Raw genomic sequence first — 20,590 nt, forward strand, 5'->3', positions numbered from 1 at the left:
TGTAAGTCAAAGCGGTGAGCGCCTCGGCCGCGGCATGCCCCGGTAGGGCCTGCGGAGGGAGAGCGGCTCCGCGGTCACACCCGCGTGAAGACGCGGGAGGAGCGGGCGTAGGTGAGGCGGCGCAGGAGGACCTCGGCGGGGCCGCGGCGGGCGGCGCGTTCGGCCAGCGTCGCGGCGGCCACGGTCGCCAGCCACACCAGTGCCGCCACGAGGGCCATCGCGGCGGTGCCGACGTCGTCGCCCAGGCCGCCCGCGTACGGGGCGAACAAGGCCACGAAGACGACCGACTGGGCCAGGTAGCAGGACAGCGAGCGGCGGCCGGTCGCGGCGAGCGCGCGGACCACCGGTCCGCGCCGGGCGGTCGCCAGGAGCCCGAACGCGGCGCCGGCGCCCAGCGACGCGGCGAAGCCGGTGAGCACGTGCAGGCAGGAGGCCAGGAACGTCGTGGTGGCGCTGGCCGCCCAGACCTCTGCGGCGATGAGCCCCAGGGGGATGCCGCCCGCGACGCCCAGGGGGATCCCGGCCAGCGCAGTGCGCCGTAGCAGGCGCCGGTGGCGGTGCGGCTCGTCCAGTACGCGACGCCGGGCGGCGTGGATGCCGAGCAGCATCGGGGCCAGGGCGGAGAGCGAGAGGAGGACGAGGTCGAGCGGCCAGGCGGCGACGCGGAGCAGCAGCGCTTCCCAGGGGTCGGCGGTCAGGAGCGACGGGATGCTGCTGCGGGTCGCCGAACCGAGCGGAGGCATCCCCACCAGGGCCGCGAGCGGTACGGCGAGGAGGAGGGCGAGTCCGGCCGCGACGAGCAGGAGACGGTCGCGGACCCTGAGCATGGCGAGCAGCACGAAGCCCAGCAGGCCGTAGATCGCGAGGATGTCGCCGCCGAACAGCAGGAGGACGTGGACCGCGCCGAACGCGACGAGCCAGGCGAAGCGGCGCCGCCGCACGGCGGAGCGGCCCCGGCCCGGCGCGGCCTGGCGGCGTGTCATCTGCACGACGCCGTACCCGAACAGCGCCGCGAACAGCGGCAGCCATCTGGCGTCCACCAGCGTCACCAGGATCAGGTCGACGGCGTCGTCGAGCGGCGAACCGCCCAGCGGGCGGGAGCGGGCGCCGTAGCGGGAGGCGGTGATGTAGTACACCGAGTTCGCCAGCGCGATGCCGAGCAGGGCCGAGCCCCGCGCCAGGTCGGGGGCGACGGATCGTTCGGTCACGGGTGTCGGTGTGAGATCGGGGTTCATGGCGCCGAGCCTGGTCCGCCACGGCGGGGCGCTGTATCCGCTGAACGGGCCACCGCGGATTCAACCGGTTGAATCCGCGACCGGGCTCCCCGGCGGAAAACGCCGGACCGGCCAGGGGGAACGGGAGCCGCTAGCACGTGTGGTCGCGGACGGCCGTCCATCGACCGGTTGAATCCGAGCCGTTGGGGCTCGGGGGCTTGTGGACGATACTGCGGGCACGACCCGGAACGGGGGAGGCCACGGTGGACGGTCACGATGCGCGCAGCCGGTGGGACCGGATCTGGCTGCTGTCGGTGTACGCCGCGGTGGCCGCCGCCTCGCTGGTCGTGGTGGTGCGGTGGCCTCAGCCGTCGTCGGAGCTGCTGCTCGACTTCGGGCTGGCGGGGCTGGTCGCGGTGTGGCACTGGTGGATGGTCACCGCGCACCCCCGGTGGCCGGAACGCAGCGCGGGCCCGATGACGCTGTACTTCGTCGTTCTGTTCGGCCTGGCCTGCTGGCTGTTCGCCCGCGAGCCGATCTACGTGCTGCTGCTGCTGGCGTGCTACCCGACGGCGTTCGTGACCTTGCCGGGGTGGCTGGCCTATCCGGGCGTGGCGGCCGTCAGCGTCGCGCTGGCGTTCCCGGCCGTGCTGGACACCGGCTGGCCCCCGCCGCCGAGCCTGCTGGTCTCGGCCGGGAGCGGCACGGCGCTGGTCTGCGCCGTCGGAGGGGCGCTGCGGGCGTTGGAGGCCGAAGCCTTGCAGCGCCGCCGCGCCTACGAGGACCTTTCCGCCACGCACGCACGCCTCAGCGACCTCGCCAGGCGCAACGCGGACCTTCAGGACGAGCTGCTGGACCGCGCGCGGGAGGCGGGCGTCCTCACCGAACGCACCCGGATGGCACGGGAGCTGCACGACACCCTGGCGCAGGGTTTGGCCGGGATCCTCACCCACCTGGAGGCCGCCGACGGGCACGTCCCGCCGGACCATCCGGCCCGAACCCACGTCGAGGTCGCCCGGGACACCGCGCGCGAGAACCTGGCCGAGGCCCGCCGGTGGATGATGGCCCTGCGGCCGACCCCGCTGGACGCGGGCACGCTGTCCGCGGCGATCGCGACCGTGGTGGAGCGCTGGCAGGACGGGACGGGCACGCGCGCCACCGTGAAGGCCACCGGAACCCCCGTGCGGCTGCGCCCCGAAGCCGAGGAGGCGCTGCTGCGCGCGGCCCAGGAGGCGCTGGCGAACGTGGCGCGGCACGCGCGGGCGGGCGAGGTCCGGGTGACGCTGTCGTTCATGGACGACGTGGTCGCGCTCGACGTGCGCGACGACGGCGTGGGCTTCGATCCGGCCGGGGCGGGCGGCGGCGGGTTCGGCCTGACCGCGATGCGGCACCGTGTCGCCCGTTTCGCGGGAACGCTGGAGATCGAGTCGGCGCCGGGCCGCGGTACGGCGCTGAGCGTCTCGATCCCGGCGGTCCGCCCCGAGCCGCAGGAGAGCGAATGCGTCTGAACGCCGCGGGCGGCGTCCCCGGGACCGTCCGGGTCGTCGTGGTGGACGATCACCCGGTGGTCCGGGCGGGGCTGCTGGGCATGCTCGGCGGCGAGCCGGGCTTCGAGGTCGTCGCGGAGGCCGCCGACGGCGCCGAGGCGATCGCCGCGGTGGCCCGGACGCGTCCCGACGTCGTCCTGAGCGACCTGCGGATGCCGGGCCTGGACGGCGTCGAGCTGATCCGCCGCCTGGCGGAGACGGCGCCGCGCACGAGGGTCCTGGTGCTCACCACCTACGACGGCGCCGACGACGTCATCCCGGCGATCGACGCGGGCGCGGTCGGCTACCTGCTCAAGGACTCGCCGCGCGAGGAGCTGTTCCGCGGGCTGCGGGCCGCCGCCCGCGGCGAGAGCGTGCTGGCCCCCTCGGCCGCGGCGCGGTTGATCGAACGCGTCCGTTCGCCCGCGCGGCCTCCGGGCGGCCCGCTGAGCGAGCGCGAGATCGAGGTCCTGGCCCTGGTGGCCGGCGGAGCGAGCAACCGTATGATCGCCGCCGAGCTGTTCATCAGCGAGGCCACCGTGAAGACCCACCTGGTGCGGATCTTCGCCAAGCTCGGCGTCTCCGACCGTACGGCCGCAGCGATCGCGGCCCACGAGCGGGGCCTGCTGCCGTGACCGGGCGGACCGGCCCGGCCACCCGTGGGGAAGGTGCGCACGGATGGAGATGACGGGGCCCTGACCGCGCACTTCACTCGGGGGCAACGCCCGCCTCGCGCGGGACGCCGAGCGAAGGGAACCGCCCACATGGCCGGAGTCGATCGAGTGACGGTGCCCGAGGTCCGCCCGGTGGCGGCGGTTCCGGCCCGGCGCGGGCTCGTCGTGTTCCTCAGCGTGCTGGCCGGGTTCGTCCTGACGGTGGTCTGGTCGGCGGAGTTCGTCGACAAGGTGATCGGGGAGAACACCACCAGCGCCCTGCTGGGCCACGAGGCGAAGGGGAGCCCGATCAGCGGGGCGCTGGCGGGGATGGCGTTCGCGTTCGCGTCGGGGCTGGGCGGCACGTTCACGGCCTGCAACATCGCGGCGCTCGGCGCGGCCGCGCCGGTGATGGGGCAGCGGTCCTCGTTCGGCAGCCGGCTCCGGGGCACGGTGCGGCCGCTGCTGTGGCTCGCGCTCGGCGCGGCCGCGGTGTCGGCGGCGTACGGCGTCGTGGTGGCGCTGGCCGGCACCCGGATGCCCCAGTACTCGACGGCCACCCAGACGGCCGGGCTGTCGCCGCGCGGCGTCCAGGCGATGATCGTGTTCGGGGTCATCGGGCTGGTGCTGGTCTACCTGGGGCTGGCCGCGCTGGGGCTGGTGCCCGACCCGCTGCGGAACTCCCCGAACGCCCGCATGGTGATGATGGGCGCGCTGGTCGGCGGGTTCCTGATCGGCCGCCCGTACGGGCTGTACCGCCAGCTGTTCCGGGACGTCGCCGACGAGGGGAACGTGCTCTACGGCGCGGGCGCCTTCGTCCTCCAGTCCCTCGGCAACATCGCGGTGTTCGCCCTGGTCTTCGTCCTGCTGACGATGGCCGGCGGGCGCAGGCTCGCGGGCTGGCTGGCCGCCCGGCCCGGCCGTGCCTCCCTCGTCACCGGCGCGCTGCTGATCGCCGCCGGGGTGTTCACCGTGCTGTACTGGGACGTCCGGCTGCTGGCCCGCCGCGACCTGATCTGGTACCCGGTGGCCCCGTGGGCGTGACCGGCCCGACAGCGCACGCGAGGATAACGACGGCCCCGCGCGCGCGATCCATGCTGAGGCATGGACGCTGAAGAAGGCATGAGACGAGAGCCGCTGCGGCGGGCGTGGCCCACCCTGGACGGGGTCGTCACGCCCGTGGTGGCCGCCGGTCCCGAGGACGCGGCCGAGGCCGTGGTGTTCGTGCACGGCAGTCCGGGGTCGGCCGAGGACTGGGCCGACCTCGTCGGCAGGGTCGGCGCGCACGCGCGCGCGGTCGCCCTGACGATGCCGGGGTTCGCCCGGGCGGGCGTCCCGGACGGGTTCGACCACAGCGCGGAGGCCTACGCCGACCGTCTCGACCGGGTCCTGGGAGGGCTCGGCGTCGAGCGCGCGCACCTGGTGCTGCACGACTTCGGCGGGCTGTGGGGGCTCACCTGGGCGGCCCGCGACCCCGGCCGCGTCGCGGGGCTGACCCTCGTGAACACCGGCTGCATGATCGGCTACCGGTGGCACGCCCTCGCCCGGGCGTGGCGGACTCCGCTGCTGGGGGAGCTGGTCATGAGGACGACGACCAGAGGGGTGTTCGGCCGGCTGCTGCGGCGCGGCCCCCGCCCGCTGCCCGCCTCGTTCGTCCGGCGCACCTACGACGACTTCGACCGCGGCACCAGGGACACCGTGCTGCGGCTGTACCGCGGGGCCGGGGACGTCAGCGGGGCGTCGGCCCGGCTACGGCGCCCGCTGCGGGCCCACCGGTACCCCGTCCAGGTGATCTGGGGCGCGCACGACCCGTACCTGCCCGTCCGCTACGCCCATCTCCAGCGGGAGGTCTTCCCGCGCGCCCAGGTCGCGGTGCTCCCCTTCTCCGGGCACTGGCCCTTCGCCGACGACCCCGAGGGGGTGGCCGGCACGCTCGTGCCGTTCGTCGCGCGCACGATGAGTTTCTCCGTCCGCACGGGTCCTTAGTTTCCCGGACAGAGGAGCATCGGATGCGCTTTTCCAGCACATCGGCGAACACGGCCCTGCTCAGGCAGGCGGCGGACTTCGCGCTGTCGGCGATCCAGCCCGTCGTCCCCGCGATGCTGGCCCGCCCGACGCCGTGCGCCGAATGGGACCTGGAGAAGCTGCTGCTCCACCTGTGCGACTCGATCTCCGCGCTCCTGGAGGGCCGGGGCGACCAGGTCGTCGCCCACTCCGCGGGGGCGCCGATCCCCGCCGACGACCCCCTGTCGGCCTGCCGCGTCCGGGTGCTCCGGCTGCGCCGCTCCTGCGAACGGCCGGGCAAGTGCGGCCCGGTCGTCGTCGGCGACCGGCCGCTCGACCCCGAGCTGCTGCTCGCGGCGGGGGCCGTCGAGGTCGCGGTGCACGCCTGGGACGTGTCGCAGGCGTGCGGCGCGCGGCTGCCCGTCCCCGCCGACCTGGCCGCCGCGCTGCTGCCGGTCTGCCCCCTGATCGCCCCGGAGGACGACCGCGCCCCGCTGTTCGCCGCGCCCCGCCCGGTGCCGCCCGGGGCGGGTCCCGGGGAACGCCTGATCGCCTTCCTGGGCCGCTCGGCGGCAGGGCAACGGAGGAGATGCCCGCCATGAGCCGCCGGGTGAGCATGGGAACGGCGGACGACGACGCCCGCCGTTCCCATGGGAGGGGATCGTGCCCACCATCCTCGGCGCCCTGCGCAGCCTCGCCTTCGCCCCGTCGCTCGACTCGGTGACGTTCGCCGCCCGCGGGTTCGGCGGCGAGCCGACCGACGCGACGCGGAGCCTGGAGGCCGTGCCGCAGTCGGTGATCTGCGGGTTCGAGTGGGGGATGGAGACCGGCGGATCCGGCGAGCTGGTCCGCCGCCTGGACTTCGTCACCCCCGAGCTGCGCGGCTTCGCCTACGAGGGCGCGACGATGGCCTGCACCATCCTCGACGTGATGCCCGGCCGCGGCGGCCGTACGCGGGAGCTGCTGCGCGAGGCCGGCCGCCCGCACATCTTCCTCTCCTACATCGGCATCGGGTTCGCCATGGCGCGGCTGCCGCGCATGCTGTGGCGCAAGGTCATGCCGGACCTGCCCGACGCGCGGTACTACCCGCGGATGTCCTGGCTGGCGGTGGACGGCTACGGCTTCGACCGCGCCTACTTCGAGACCCCGCGCTGGGTGGACCGCCAGGAACGGCCGGCCCCCTACGCGTGGGAGGGCGACGCCGGCTACTTCTCCCGGGCGGCCGACCAGGGCCTCGGGCGGGCCCTGTGGTTCATCGGCGGCGGGCGGGCGGCCGATGTCGCCGCCGCCGTCCGGAGGTTCGCCGACCACCGGAGGGCCGACCTGTGGAGCGGCGTGGGCCTGGCCGCGGCGTTCGCGGGCGGCTGCGACGACGCCGGGCTGGAGACGCTGCGCAGGGAGGCGGGGGAGTACCGGGACCACCTGGCGCAGGGCGTGGTCTTCGCGGTGAAGGCGCGCGCGTACGCGGGCTTCGTGCCCGCCCACACCGAGCGCGCCGCCGGAGCGCTGGCGGGGGTGACGACGCGGGGCGCGGTGGCGCTGGCCGACGACGCCGCGGTGGAGCGGCCCGCCGACGGCGTTCCCGCGTACGAGCTGTGGCGCCGCAACGTGCGCGCCGGTCTCGCCACGGCGGCCCTCGCGGCGGAGTGAGCCGCCGGGGGCGGTGACCACGCGCCCTCCCGCCGCCCGGTCCCGCGCGGCCCTCCTCCATTCCATCCTCGCCACAAATGCGCCTGCCGTTCAATTCTCTATCGTGCTCATTCGGTCCGCACGAATGAAGTAGCGGAGCGCTCGCCCGTTGTGGCTAGATCGATAAAGCGGAATCCGGCTGCGGACGCGAATTCAAGATCGGTTCCCGTGGCGGGGATTGGGGTAGGCATTGACTGCGATACTGCGTAAGCTCGTCAGTTCCGCGATCACTCCGGGAGCTGCGGAGACGAGCCTGGTGAAGCGGGGCTTCACGGTGAAGAACCCCGAGTCCAAAGAGATACTCGAAACGATCGGGAAGTCGTTCCTCCGCGGTTACTCAAGCGCCGTCGAAGTGGGGAAGCCGGAGGCACTTCCCACCCGTCTCAACTCCATTCCCGCGCGTTATCGGGGCTTTGCCTACGAGGGCGCCGGGATGGGGTTCGCGATGGTCGACGCACTGACTTTCGCGAGGAGCAGGCGCGTTCGCGGCTACCTGGTGGGCTCCGGCGAACCGCACATCTACATGGCCTACATCGGGGTGGGCTGGGCGATGGCCCGGCTGCCGCGGTTCCGCTGGCCGAGGCTGCCGCTGGACCCGCTGCTCCAGTGGTTCCTCCCCGAGGGGTACGGCTTCCACCAGGCGTACTTCCGCACCGAACAGTACGTCCGGCGGCACCACCGGGAGCCGGCGGCGCCCTGGCCGTTCGACGACCCGCACGGCTACGCCGCCCGCGCGATCGACCAGGGCGTGGGACGCGCGCTGTGGTTCGTCGGCGGCACCGACCCGGACGTGGTGACCGCGCTGATCGAGGGCTTCGCGCCCGACCGGCGCGCCGACCTGTACTCGGGGGCCGGCCTCGCCGCCACCTACGCGGGCGGGGTCGACGAGGACGAGCTGCGGAGCTTCTGGAAGCGGGCGGGCGAGCACCGCCGGTGGGTGGCGCAGGGCAGCGCGTTCGCGGCCGAGGCCCGCCAGCGCGCCGGCCTGGCCACGCCGCACACGGCGCTCGCCACCGGGGTCTTCTGCGAGATGTCCCCCGACGACGCGGCCCAGGTCTGCCTGGACCTGCGCCCCGACCACGCCGCGGTGGCCCGGTGGGACGACCGCGCGTCCGGCCCCGTCTTCGAACGGTGGCGACAGGACATCGCCGACAAGTTCGCATCTCTGGGGAGGAGCTAGCCCGTGACCCCGATCTCCCGGCGGATCATCCGCCAACTTCCGGGGGCGGTCGCCCTGCTGATGGTGCTGGCCGCGTTCTTCGTCGTCCGGCTGCCCGAGGCGCCGGCGGCCACGCGCTCCGACGTGGCGAAGCGGTACGGCTTCCAGCCCATGAACATCGCCCTGCCGGGCGGCTACCGCCAGCAGACGATCCGCCGCGTCAACAAGGACTACAAGCACATCGACGCCTGGATCTCCTCGGTCGGCGCCGGCGTCGCGATGAACGACCTGGACGGCGACGGCCTGCCCAACGACCTGTGCGTCACCGACCCGCGCATCGACCAGGTCGTGGTGACCCCGGCCCCCGGCGCCCGGTCCCAGCGGTACGCGCCGTTCGCGCTCACCACCGGCTCCCTGCCGATGAACCCCGCCATCGCGCCCATGGGCTGCGCGCCCGGCGACTTCAACGAGGACGGGCGGATGGACCTGCTGGTCTACTACTGGGGGCGCACCCCGGTCGTGCAGCTCGCCCGGCCCGACGCCAAGGGCCTGGCCGCCGCGTCCTACACACCCGTCGAGGTCGTGCCCAACAACGGCGGCGGCACCTACACCGGGCCGGAGTGGAACTCCAACGCCGTGGCGGTCGACGACTTCGACGGCGACGGCCACCTGGACTTCTACATCGGCAACTACTTCCCGCACGGCCCCGTCCTGGACGACCGCAAGAGCGGCGGGGTCGCGATGAACCGGTCGCTGTCCAACGCCAGCAACGGCGGCGAGGACTACTTCTTCCGCTGGACCGGCGCGACCGGCGGCTCCACCCCGGCGGTGACCTTCCAGCGCGTCGACAACGCACTGCCCGCCAAGATCTCCAAGGGCTGGGTCCTCGGCGCGGGGGCCAACGACCTGGACGGCGACCAGCTGCCCGAGCTGTACCTGGCCCAGGACCACGGCACCGACGCGCTGCTGTACAACCTGTCGCGCCCCGGGAAGATCGAGTTCCAGGCCGTGCACGGCCGCCGCACCCCGGGACTGCCCAAGTCCAAGCGGATCGGCGACGACTCGTTCAAGGGCATGGGCGTCGACTTCGCCGACTTCGACCACGACGGCCTGTACGACATGTTCGTCAGCAACATCACCACCTCGTTCGGCATCCAGGAGAGCAACCTCCACTTCTTCAACACCGCCGCCGACCAGGCCGACCTGCGGGCCAGGCTGCGCGACGGGGACGCCCCCTGGACCGACCGCAGCACCAAGGTCGGCACCGCCTGGTCCGGCTGGGCGTGGGACGTCAAGGCGGCGGACTTCGACAACTCCGGCGATCCCGCCATCGCCCAGACCACCGGGTTCGTCAAGGGCGAGGTCAACCGGTGGCCCCAGCTCCAGGAGCTGGCCGCCTCCAACGACCTGACGGTGGAGCACCCCCGCTTCTGGCCGCACGTGACCGCCGGGGACGACATCGCCGGCAGCCAGCGGCTGGCGTTCTTCGCCAAGGACCGCGACGGCTCCTACGTCAACGTCGCCGACCGGCTCGGCCTGGCGATCCCGGTGCCCACCCGCGGCATCGCCGTGGGCGACGCCGACGGCGACGGCAAGCTGGACATGGCGGTGGCCCGCCAGTGGGACGAGCCGGTCTTCTACCGCAACACCAGCGGCTCCCGCGGCTCCTACCTGAACCTGCGTCTGCTGCACGACACCGCGTCCGGCAAGGGGACCCTGCCCGCCGCGGGATCGCCCGCGGTCGGCGCGCAGGTGACCGTGACGACCCCCGACGGCCGCAAGCACCTGGCGCGCGTCGACGGCGGCAGCGGCCACTCCGGCAAGCGCAGCAACGAGATCCACCTCGGCCTCGGCGCGAACGTCACCGGCCCCGTCCAGGTCCGCCTGCGCTGGCGCGACCGCTCCGGCCAGGTCCGCGAACAGACCCTGCAACTCACCCCGGGCCGCCACACCCTGCTGCTCGGCGTCCAGGCCAAGGAGAAGTGACCCCCATGTCGACGAAGAAGCCCAGCCCACCGCGCCACGACCCCAAGGTCGTCAAGGCACTGCGCAACTTCGCCATCTCGATGTCGGTGTTCAACATCCTCGGCTACACGGTCCTGGGATTCGAGCAGCCGTGGACATGGCCGTTCGTCGCGATGGCGACCGCCTACCTCTTCGAGACCCTGCTGGAGGTGATCGGAGCCCGGGTGGAGGGCCGCGCCCCGCGCTTCGCGGGCAACGGCTGGAAGGGCGTGCTGGAGTTCCTCTACCCGGCGCACATCACCGCCCTCGCCATGAACATGCTCATCTACGTCAACGACGAGATCTGGGTGATGGTCTTCGGCGTCATGGTCGCCGTCGGCGCCAAGTGGGTGCTGCGCGCCCCGGTGAAGGGGCGGCTGCGCCACTACATGAACCCCTCCAACTTCGGGATCACCGTGATCCTGCTGGTGTTCCCCTGGGCGAGCATCGCGCCGCCCTACCACTTCACCGAACGCTGGGAGCACCCGGTCGACTGGCTCGTCCCGCTGATCATCCTGGGCGCGGGCACCATGCTGAACGCCAAGCTCACCGGCCGCACCTGGCTGATCATGGGCTGGATCAGCTTCTACGTGATCCAGGCGGTCGTGCGCGGCGTGCTGCTGGACACCTCGATCCCGGCCGCGCTGATCATGATGACCGGCGTCGCGTTCGTCCTCTACACCAACTACATGGTCACCGACCCGGGCACCACCCCGTCGGTCCCGGCCTCCCAGTTCGCCTTCGGCGCGGGCATCGCGATCGTCTACGGCTTCCTCACCGGGGCCGGGATCGCCTACGGCCTGTTCTTCGCCACCGCGCTCGTCTGCCTGGTCCGCGGGCTGTACCTGTGGGCGCTGCACTGGTCCGCCAAGGCCCGCGAGCAGCGCGCCGCGGGCGAGGCCGCCGGCGCCGTCCCGATCGACGCCAACGGCCAGCCCGCCGACAACGGGCAGTCCGTTCCCGGAAAGAAGGTTGTACCGGCATGACCACGACCCGGATCGCCATCGTCGGCCTGGCGTGCCGCTACCCGGACGCGACCTCGCCGCAGGAGCTCTGGGAGAACGCCCTCGCCGGACGCCGGGCCTTCCGGCGGCTGCCCGACGAGCGGATGCGGCTGGAGGACTACTGGGACCCCGACCCCCAGGCGCCCGACCGGTTCTACGCGCGCAACGCCGCCGTCATCGAGGGCTACGAGTTCGACCGCGTGGCGCACCGCATCGCCGGCAGCACCTACCGCTCCACGGACCTGACGCACTGGCTCGCGCTGGACGTCGCCGGGCGGGCGCTCGCCGACGCGGGGTTCCCCGAAAGCGAGGGCCTGCCCCGCGAACGCACCGGCGTGATCGTGGGCAACACCCTCACCGGGGAGTTCACCCGCGCCAACACGCTGCGGCTGCGCTGGCCCTACGTGCGGCGGGTCGTCGCCGCGGCGCTCCGCGAGCGGGAGGGCTGGGACGACGACGAACGGCTGGCGGGGTTCCTCGGCGACCTGGAGGACGCCTACAAGGCGCCGTTCCCGGCCATCGACGAGGACTCCCTGGCGGGCGGCCTGTCCAACACGATCGCGGGCCGCATCTGCAACCACTTCGACCTCAAGGGCGGCGGGTACACCGTCGACGGCGCGTGCTCCTCCTCGCTGCTGTCGGTGGTGACCGCGTGCACGTCGCTGCTGAACGGCGACCTCGACATCGCCGTCGCCGGCGGCGTGGACCTGTCGATCGACCCCTTCGAGATCATCGGGTTCGCCAAGACCGGCGCGCTGGCACGGGGCGAGATGCGGCTCTACGACCGCCGCTCCAACGGCTTCTGGCCGGGCGAGGGCTGCGGGATGGTCGTGCTCATGCGGGAGGACGACGCCCGCGCCCAGGGCCGCCGCGTCTACGCGACGGTCGCCGGATGGGGCGTCTCCTCCGACGGCCAGGGCGGCATCACCCGGCCCGAGGTGGCCGGTTACCGGCTCGCGCTCGCCCGCGCCTACGAGCGCGCGGGGTTCGGGATCGAGACGGTGCCGATGTTCGAGGGGCACGGCACCGGCACGCAGGTCGGCGACGCCACCGAGCTGCGCGCGCTGTCCCTGGCGCGCCGCGGCGCCGACCCGCAGGCCGCGCCCGCCGCGATCAGCTCCATCAAGGGGATGATCGGGCACACCAAGGCCGCGGCCGGGGTGGCCGGTCTCATCAAGGCCGTGATGGCGGTGCACGAGCAGGTCATCCCGCCGACCACCGGATGCGTCGACCCGCACCCGGTGCTGGAGGAGGAGCCCGCCACGCTGCGGGTCCTGCGCAGGGCCGAGCCCTTCCCGGCGGGCGGGCCCGTGCGGGCCGGGGTCACCGCCATGGGCTTCGGCGGCATCAACACCCACGTCGTGGTGGACGCCGCGGCCCCGCGGCGGCGCGTTCCGGCCGGCACCCGGACCCGGGCGCTGATCGCCTCGGTGCAGGACGTGGAGCTGCTGCTGGTCGACGCCGACTCACCCGACCACCTGCGCGAGCGGCTGACCGAGCTGGCCGGGTTCGTTCCCCGGCTGTCCTACGCGCAGCTCGGCGACCTCGCCGCCACGTTGCAGCGCCGGCTGGCGAACCGGCCCTACCGCGCGGCCCTGGTGGTCTCCTCGCCCGAGGACGCCGAACGGCGCGCGCGGCGGGCGCTGGAGGCGCTGGACGCGGACGGCCCGGAACTGATCGACCCCGAGGGCCGCGTCCACCTGGGCCACGCGGGCGGGCGCGGGCAGGGACGGATCGGCCTGCTGTTCCCCGGCCAGGGGTCGGGCCGGGGGACCAGCGGCGGCGCGCTCCGCCGCCGCCTCGCCGAGGTGGAGGAGGTCTACCTCAAGGCCGCGCTGCCCGCCGCCGGCGACATGGTGGCGACGGAGGTGGCCCAGCCGCGCATCGTCACCGGCGCGATGGCCGGGCTGCGCGGGCTGTCCGTCCTCGGCGTCGACGGCGACGTCGCGGTCGGCCACAGCCTCGGCGAGCTGTCGGCCCTGCACTGGGCCGGGGCGATGGACGAGGAGACCCTGCTGCGGGTGGCGGGCGTCCGCGGCCGCACGATGACCGCGCACAGCTCCTCGGGCACCATGGCCGGGATCAGCGCGCCGCCGCCGGTGGTGGACGGGCTGGTCGCCGGGCTGCCGGTGGTGATCGCCGGGTACAACGGCCCCGACCAGACGGTCGTCGCGGGCTCGGCGGAGGCGATCGACGCCGTCGGCCGCGCCGCCGAGCAGGCCGGGGTGGGCTGGACGCGGCTGCCGGTCTCGCACGCCTTCCACTCCCCGCTGGTGGCCCCGGCCGCCGACGCGTTCGGCGACTGGCTCGCCGGCGAGCGGTTCGGCCCGGTCGAACGGCGGGTGGTCTCCACCGTGACGGGGGAGGCGCTGGCCGCCGACACCGACCTGCCCGCGCTGCTGCGCCGGCAGATCACCGACCCCGTGCAGTTCGCCCAGGCGGTCGAGCTCGCGGCCAAGGAGGTCGACCTGTTCGTCGAGGTCGGCCCCGGCAGGGTGCTCAGCCGGCTGGTGACGACCATCGCCGACGTGCCGGCCCTCGCCCTGGACACCGACGACGAGTCGCTCGTCGGGCTGCTCCAGGTGGTCGGCGCCGCGTACGCCCTCGGCGTCCCCGTCCGGCCCGAGGCGCTCTTCCACGGCAGGCTGGTCCGGCCGCTGGAGATCGGCGCCGAGTTCCGGTTCTTCGCGAGCCCCGCCGAGGCGGCCCCGCCGCTGCGGATCGACGGCTCGACCCGGTCCCACCGCACGCCGCCCGCCCCCGAGGAGACCGGCGGCGCGACCCCCGACGACGGCGCGACCTCCGACGAGCCCGGGATCGAGCTGCTGCGGCGGCTGGTGGCGCAGCGCGTCGAGCTGCCGACGGAGATGGTCACCGACGACAGCCGGCTGCTCGACGACCTGCACCTGAGCTCGATCACCGTGGGACAGGTCGTCAACCAGGCGGCGCAGATGCTCCGCCTGCCGGTGACGCAGGCGCCGACCAACTTCGCCACCGCCACGCTGCGGGAGCTGGGCGAGGCGCTGGACGCGCTGGCCGAGACCGCCCAGCCCGGGGACGCCGTTCCGGCGGCCATGGCCGCCGGCGCCGCCCCGTGGGCCCGGCCGTTCCGGATCGATCTGGACGAGACGCCGCTGCCCGCGCGGGCGGCGCCGCAGCCCAGCGGGCCCTGGCAGGTGTTCGCGCCGCCCGGGCACCCGCTGGCCGAGCCGTTGCGCCGGGCCCTGGAACGCGCCGACGTCGGTGGCGGGGTCCTGGTCTGCCTGCCGCCGGACTGCGCCCGGGAACACGTGAGGCTCGCGCTGGAGGGTGCGCAGCGGGCCCTCGGGAGCGAGGGCGGCCGGTTCGTCCTGGTGCAGCACGGCCGGGGCGCGGCGGGCCTGGCCAAGACGCTGCGGCTGGAGGCGCCGCACGTGCGCACCACCATCGTCCATCTGCCGGAGGGCTCCGAGGCCGTCGACACGGTCGTGGCCGAGGTGGCGGCGACGGCCGACTTCGCCGAGGTGCACCACGGCGCCGACGGCGTCCGGCGGGTGCCGACCCTGCGGTCCATGCCGGTGCGGGCGGACCGGGTGCGGGCCCCGCTGGACGGGAGCGACGTCCTGCTGGTCACCGGCGGCGGGAAGGGCATCACCGCCGAGTGCGCGCTGGCGCTGGCCGCCGACACCGGGGCCGGGCTGGCGGTGCTGGGGCGTTCGGACCCCGCCGAGGACGAGGAGCTGGCGGCGAACCTGCGGCGGATGGCCGACAGCGGCGCGGCCGTGCGCTACGTCCGCGCCGACGTCACCGACCCCGACCAGGTCGGCGCGGCCCTCGCCGAACTGACCGCGACGCTCGGCCCGGTCACCGCCGTCCTGCACGGCGCCGGGCGCAACCAGCCGGCCGCGATCACGGGCCTGGACTTCGAGGAGTTCCGGCGCACCTTCGCCCCGAAGGTCGACGGCCTGCGCACCGTGCTCGACGCGGTCGAGCCCGGCCGGCTGAGGCTGCTGGTGACGTTCGGCAGCATCATCGGCCGGTCGGGGCTGCGCGGCGAGGCCCACTACGCCACCGCCAACGAGTGGCTGGCCGACCTGACCCGCGAGGCGGCCGAGCGGCACCCGGGCTGCCGGGCGCTGTGCATGGAGTGGTCGGTGTGGTCCGGGGTCGGCATGGGCGAACGCCTGTCGGTCGTCGAGAACCTGGCCCGGGAGGGCATCACCGCGATCACCCCCGACCAGGGCGTGGAGATCATGCGGCGGCTGGTGTCGGACCCGGACGCCCCGCCCGTCGTCGTGATCAGCGGGCGGACCGGGACCATCGACACGGTCCGGCACGACCTGCCGCCGCTGCCGCTGCTGCGCTTCGTCGACCGGCCGCTGGTCCGCTACCACGGGGTCGAGCTGGTCACCGAGGTCGAGCTGAACGCGGGCACCGACCCCTATCTCGCCGACCACCTGCTGGACGGCAACCTGCTGTTCCCGGCCGTGCTCGGCCTGGAGGCCATGGCCCAGGTCGCCGCGGCGGCCACCGGCCGCTCCGGCCCGCCGGTCATCGAGGCGGCCGAGTTCGACCGGCCCATCGTGGTCCCGCCCGGCGGCGGCACCACCATCCGGGTGGCCGCCACCGTGGTCGACGACGGCGTGGCCGAGGTGGCCATCCGCAGCGCGGAGACCGCGTTCGCCGCCGACCACTTCCGGGCGCGGCTGGTCTTCGCCGGCGCCGAGGTGCCGGACGGCCCGCCGGACCGGACCGCCGACGGCCTCGCGCGGGTGCCGCTGGACCCGGTCGCCGACCTGTACGGGGGCGTGCTGTTCCAGGGGACCAGGTTCCAGCGGCTGCGCGGTTACCACCGGGCCGCGGCCCGGCACGTGGACGCCGACGTCGCCGTGGACCCGGCCGCGGGCTGGTTCGCCGGGTTCCTGCCCGGCGAACTGCTGCTCGGCGACCCGGGCGCGCGGGACACGCTCATGCACGGCAACCAGGTGTGCGTGCCCGACGCGACGCTGCTCCCCTCCGGCATCGAGCGGGTGCACATCGGCCGCGCCGCGGTGGAGGCCACCGATGACCTGCGCTACTGCGCCACCGAACGGCGGCGCGACGGCGACACCTACGTCTACGACATCGCGGTGCGCGACGGCCGGGGCCGGACCGTCGAACGCTGGGAGGGCCTGCGCCTGCGGGCGGTGCGCAAGGGCGACGGCAGCGGGCCCTGGGTGGCCCCCCTGCTCGGTCCGTACCTGGAACGCGAGGTGGAGGAGCTGGTCGGCGTCCGCGTCGCGACGGCGGTGGAGCCCGACACCGGGGACTCCCCGGACGACGGCGGACGGCGCGCGCGCACCGCGCGGGCCGCGGGCCGCGCGCTCGGCCGCCCCGCCGAGGTCCGGTACCGCCCCGACGGGCGGCCCGAGCTCGCGGGCGGCCCGACGATGTCCGCCTCGCACGGGGCGGGCGTCACCCTCTGCGTCGTGGCGGAGGGAAGGCTGGGCTGCGACGTCGAGCCCGTGGCCGAACGCCCGGCGGGGGAGTGGCGGGGGCTGCTGGGCGACCACGCGGCGCTCGCCGACCTGATCGCGCGGGAGACGGGCGAGCCCCCCGGCACGGCCCGGACCCGGGTCTGGTCGGCCCTGGAGTGCCTCCGCAAGGCGGGCCTCCCGGCGGACGCCCCGCTCACACCCACCCTCCCGGGGCGGGGGGCCTGGACGGTCCTCGCCTCCGGCCCGCTCCGGATCGCGACGTTCGTCACCGCCCTGCGGGACGTCCCCGACCCCGTCGTGTTCGCGGTCCTCGTGGAAGGACGGTCGTAAGAGATGGACAACTACTTCGAGTACCGGCACACCGTCGGGTTCGAGGAGACCAACATCGTCGGCAACGTCTACTACGTCAACTACCTGCGCTGGCAGGGACGCTGTCGCGAGATGTTCCTCAAGGAGCGGGCCCCGGAGGTGCTCGCCGAGCTGTGGGAGGACCTCAAGCTGTTCACCCTGAAGGTCGACTGCGAGTTCTACGCGGAGATCACCGCGTTCGACGAGCTGTCGATCCGGATGCGCCTGCTCGAACTGGCCCAGACCCAGCTGGAGTTCGGCTTCGACTACGTGCGGCTCGACCCGGGCGGGCTGGAGACGCTGGTCGCCCGCGGCCGCCAGCGGGTGGCCTGCATGCGCGGCCCCAACACCCGCACGGTCCCGGCGCGCGTCCCCGAGGCGCTGGGCCGGGCGCTGGCCCCCTACGTGCCCGCCGAAGCGGGGAGGGCGACATGAGCCGGACGAACGGCGTCGGCGACGTCAAGCTGCTGCGGAGAACGTTCGCGGCCTTCCCCACCGGGGTCACGGTCGTGACGGTCGGCGGCGACTCCCCCCACGCCATGACCGCCAACTCCTTCACCTCCCTGTCGCTGGACCCGCCGCTCGCGCTGATCTGCGTCGGCCACCAGGCGGTCATGCACGGCAGGCTCGCCGCCGGGCACTTCGGGGTGTCGGTGCTGGGCGTCGGCCAGGAGGCGCTGGCGCGCCGGTTCGCGGACCTGTCGCGCCCCCTGGGCGCGGCCCAGTTCGACGGCGTCGACTGCGACCCCGGCCCGGCGACCGGCGTCCCGCTGATCAGCGGGGCCCTGGCCCGCTTCGAGTGCCGGTTGTGGCGCACCTACGAGGGCGGGGACCACTCGATCTTCATCGGCGAGGTCCTGTCGATGGACCGGCCGTCCCGGCCGGAGGACGACGAGGCGCTGCTGTTCTACGAGGGGCGCTTCCGCCGGCTCGAACCCGAGCGGAGCGAGGTGACGGCATGAGCGCGCTGAGGCAGTCCGCGGGCGCCCGCCGGGGCGCTCCGCGGCGCGTGCCCCCGGGGCCGCCGCGCACGGCGGCGCTGGGCCTGCTGCGGAAGCTGGCCTTCGACCGGCTCGGGCTGATGACCGCGGCGGCGGAGTACGGCGACGCCGCCCGGATCGCCATCGGCCCGCGGACGCTCTACTTCTTCAACCACCCCGACCACGCCAAGCGGCTGCTGGCCGACAACGGCGCCAACTACCACAAGGGCATCGGCCTGGTGCAGGCGCGCCGGGCCCTCGGCGACGGGCTGCTGACGAGCGAGGGCGAGCTGTGGCGCAAACAGCGCCAGGTCGTCCAGCCCGCCTTCCAGCGCAAGCGGATGGTCCGCCAGGCGGACGCGGTCGCCGAGGAGGCGGCGAAGCTGGTCGCCGGGCTGCGGGCGCGGGCCGGCGGGGGACCGGTCGACCTCATGGGGGAGCTGACCGGGCTCACCCTCGGCGTCCTCGGCCGGACGCTGCTGGACGCCGACCTCAGCGCGCACGGCTCGGTGGGCGGCGCGTTCGAGGCCGTGCAGGACCAGGCGATGTTCGAGATGGTGACGCAGGGCATGGTGCCGCTGTGGGCGCCGCTGCCCAAGCAGCTGCGCTTCCGCCGGGCCCGCCGGGAGCTGGAGCGGGTCGTGGGCCGGCTGGTGACCGAACGGGCCGCCCGCCCCGACGGCGACGACGCGCTGTCCCGCCTGATCGCCTCCGTCCGGCGGGAGCCGGACCCCCGGGTCGGCCGGCAGCGGCTGCGGGACGAGCTGGTCACCCTGCTGCTCGCCGGGCACGAGACGACGGCGAGCACCCTGGGGTGGACCTTCCACCTGCTGGACCGGCACCCGGAGGTGCTGGAGCGGCTGCGCGAGGAGGCGGCGGGGACCCTCGGCGACCGGATGCCGACCTTCGAGGACCTGCACGGCCTGCCCTACACCACGATGGTGATCCAGGAGGCGATGCGGCTCTACCCGCCGGTGTGGATCCTGACGCGGGTGGCCCAGTCCGAGGACGAGGTCGGGGGGTTCCACGTCCCGTCCGGCGCCGACGTGATGGTCTGCCCCTACACCCTGCACCGGCATCCGGGCTTCTGGGAGGAGCCGGAGCGGTTCGACCCCGAGCGCTTCGACCCCGAGCGCCCCGAGACCCGGCCCCGGTACGCCTACATCCCGTTCGGCGCGGGCCCGCGGTTCTGCGTCGGCAACCACCTCGGGATGATGGAGGCCACCTTCGTGCTCGCCATGGTGGTGCGCGAGCTGCGGCTGACCACCGTGCCCGGCCACCGCGTGGTCCCCGAGCCGATGCTGTCCCTCCGCCTCCGGGACGGCCTGCCGGTGAACGTCACCGCGCTCTGACCGGGCACGCGCGAAGCCCCGGCCGTGGGATCCACGGCCGGGGCTTCGCGTCCGCATCGGCTCTGCGCCGGCTCTGTACGGGAGTCGTCGCGGGGGTGGACGCCGGATCCCGGAGAGGTCAGCTCGCGGCCGCGCTGAGCGCGCCGCGGCGGACGTCCAGCAGCGCGAGCAGCACCGGCGGGTCGAGGGTCCGCATGGGCCGCAGCCCGATCCGCAGCGGGCCGATGATGTGGCCGTGGCGGACGGTGATCGGCCCGTGCGCGGCGACGGTCGGGGGAGCGTTCCCGATGACGTGCTCCTCACCGGGGACCACCGACTGCGCGAGCAGGTACCAGTCGCCCTCGGGGACGTTGTCGAGCCGGAAGGGGCCCGGCCGCTCCAGCACCGTGCAGCAGGCCGGCCGCCCCTGGGGGATGGTGTCGGGGAAGAGGCCGACGAAGACCGTCCCCTCGCCGGCGCCCGCGTCCTGCTGGAAGACCTCGCCGTGGACGCTGATCGAGCGGGTGGCGGGCCGCTGGATGTCGACGGGGATGCTGGCGGCGAAGCCGCGCAGCTCCCGGTAGGCGGAGGGGGAGAGCCCGACGCTGCTCTTGAAGCGGGAGCTGAAGGTCCCGACGCTGCTGTAGCCCACCTTGTGGCTGATCTCGGTGACGCTCAGGGACGTGGACAGGAGCAGCCGCTTGGCCTCCTGCAGCCGGACCGCCGACAGGAAACGCCCGGGGGACACCCCCGTAACCCGCTGGAAAATGCGGGTGAAATGGAACTTGCTGAACATCGCGGTGCGCGCCATGTCGTCGATGGTTATCGGCTCGCCAATGTTCTGGTGGATGCTGTCGATGACTCTCCGGACGCTCTCTTCCACATGTCCACCCATCAGATTTCTCCGTCGCTCGCGTCGGATCCGGCTGCGCGGCAATAGCCTTCGCAGAGGGATGAGCAGGCTTCGAGCGGTCGCGGTGGCGGCGGCTCGAGGAACTAGCCGGGAGCATATCAAAAATGCTTCCGGAGAAAACTTGACGGGTTTGAACGCCTAAACCCATGTATTTGATTCGTGACTGTGGGTGGACGGGGCGGGTCATTGAACCGTCCATTAACCGCAGAATGGGATTCGGAAATTTACCGCCGCGCGCCCACGGCGGACAGAAGTGTTCTGCGCCGGCGCTCTGGGACCGGCGGTATTCGGGGTGCGCGAATACCGGGA

The 20,590-nt window shown here is 74.1% G+C and carries 15 protein-coding genes; 13 read left to right on the plus strand and 2 right to left on the minus strand.

Annotated features, from left to right (window positions below):
- Window positions 1-74: 74 nt before the first annotated feature.
- The gene (locus HNR61_RS22975) at window positions 75-1,208 is read right to left on the minus strand and encodes a DUF418 domain-containing protein (protein ID WP_312898042.1); all 1,134 of its coding nucleotides are present in this window, start codon (window positions 1,206-1,208) and stop codon (window positions 75-77) included.
- A gap of 269 nt (window positions 1,209-1,477) precedes the next feature.
- Here HNR61_RS22975 and HNR61_RS50045 point away from each other — a divergent pair, with 269 nt between their 5' ends.
- From HNR61_RS50045 to HNR61_RS23040, 13 genes are all read left to right on the plus strand, one after another.
- On the plus strand, window positions 1,478-2,722 hold the full coding sequence (locus HNR61_RS50045) for a sensor histidine kinase (RefSeq protein WP_182845273.1): 1,245 nt from the start codon (window positions 1,478-1,480) through the stop codon (window positions 2,720-2,722).
- Window positions 2,713-3,375 (plus strand): response regulator, encoded by a 663-nt coding sequence (locus HNR61_RS22985; RefSeq protein WP_182845274.1) that lies wholly within the window; start codon window positions 2,713-2,715, stop codon window positions 3,373-3,375. The genes HNR61_RS50045 and HNR61_RS22985 overlap by 10 nt, the downstream gene beginning before the upstream one ends.
- A 129-nt stretch (window positions 3,376-3,504) precedes the next feature.
- Complete coding sequence (locus HNR61_RS22990; protein WP_182845275.1) at window positions 3,505-4,437, plus strand: hypothetical protein; 933 nt, start codon at window positions 3,505-3,507, stop codon at window positions 4,435-4,437.
- A gap of 78 nt (window positions 4,438-4,515) precedes the next feature.
- The gene (locus HNR61_RS22995) at window positions 4,516-5,379 is read left to right on the plus strand and encodes an alpha/beta fold hydrolase (RefSeq protein ID WP_182845276.1); all 864 of its coding nucleotides are present in this window, start codon (window positions 4,516-4,518) and stop codon (window positions 5,377-5,379) included.
- A 23-nt stretch (window positions 5,380-5,402) separates the two neighbouring features.
- Window positions 5,403-5,999 carry a TIGR03086 family metal-binding protein gene (locus HNR61_RS23000; RefSeq protein WP_067814243.1) on the plus strand — a complete coding sequence of 199 codons (597 nt, stop codon included), beginning with the start codon at window positions 5,403-5,405 and terminating at the stop codon, window positions 5,997-5,999.
- Window positions 6,000-6,060: 61 nt separating this feature from the next.
- Entirely contained in the window at window positions 6,061-7,047 is a 987-nt protein-coding gene (locus HNR61_RS23005) for a DUF1702 family protein (protein ID WP_182845277.1), read from the plus strand.
- A 229-nt stretch (window positions 7,048-7,276) separates the two neighbouring features.
- Entirely contained in the window at window positions 7,277-8,266 is a 990-nt protein-coding gene (locus HNR61_RS23010; protein ID WP_182845278.1) for a DUF1702 family protein, read from the plus strand.
- A 3-nt stretch (window positions 8,267-8,269) separates the two neighbouring features.
- Window positions 8,270-10,231, plus strand: coding sequence for a CRTAC1 family protein (locus HNR61_RS23015; RefSeq protein WP_312898043.1), 1,962 nt, complete (start codon window positions 8,270-8,272; stop codon window positions 10,229-10,231).
- Between the two features lie 5 nt (window positions 10,232-10,236).
- A complete protein-coding gene (locus HNR61_RS23020; RefSeq protein ID WP_182845279.1) occupies window positions 10,237-11,235 on the plus strand; it encodes an enediyne biosynthesis protein in 999 nt (332 codons plus the stop codon).
- Window positions 11,232-17,039, plus strand: a complete 5,808-nt coding sequence (locus tag HNR61_RS23025) for a type I polyketide synthase (RefSeq protein ID WP_182845280.1) — start codon at window positions 11,232-11,234, stop codon at window positions 17,037-17,039. Before HNR61_RS23020 ends, HNR61_RS23025 begins: the two co-directional genes overlap by 4 nt.
- Before the next feature lie 3 nt (window positions 17,040-17,042).
- A complete protein-coding gene (locus tag HNR61_RS23030; RefSeq protein WP_182845281.1) occupies window positions 17,043-17,492 on the plus strand; it encodes an acyl-CoA thioesterase in 450 nt (149 codons plus the stop codon).
- Window positions 17,489-18,019 (plus strand): flavin reductase family protein, encoded by a 531-nt coding sequence (locus HNR61_RS23035; protein ID WP_182845282.1) that lies wholly within the window; start codon window positions 17,489-17,491, stop codon window positions 18,017-18,019. The genes HNR61_RS23030 and HNR61_RS23035 overlap by 4 nt, the downstream gene beginning before the upstream one ends.
- Window positions 18,016-19,389 carry a cytochrome P450 gene (locus HNR61_RS23040; protein ID WP_182845283.1) on the plus strand — a complete coding sequence of 458 codons (1,374 nt, stop codon included), beginning with the start codon at window positions 18,016-18,018 and terminating at the stop codon, window positions 19,387-19,389. The genes HNR61_RS23035 and HNR61_RS23040 overlap by 4 nt, the downstream gene beginning before the upstream one ends.
- Before the next feature lie 118 nt (window positions 19,390-19,507).
- On the opposite strand, the gene HNR61_RS23045 is transcribed toward HNR61_RS23040, so the two are convergent.
- The gene (locus tag HNR61_RS23045) at window positions 19,508-20,263 is read right to left on the minus strand and encodes a helix-turn-helix domain-containing protein (protein ID WP_067814259.1); all 756 of its coding nucleotides are present in this window, start codon (window positions 20,261-20,263) and stop codon (window positions 19,508-19,510) included.
- Window positions 20,264-20,590 lie beyond the last annotated feature (327 nt).

The sequence above is a fragment of the Actinomadura kijaniata genome (assembly GCF_014138665.1).
GTDB lineage: Bacteria > Actinomycetota > Actinomycetes > Streptosporangiales > Streptosporangiaceae > Spirillospora > Spirillospora kijaniata.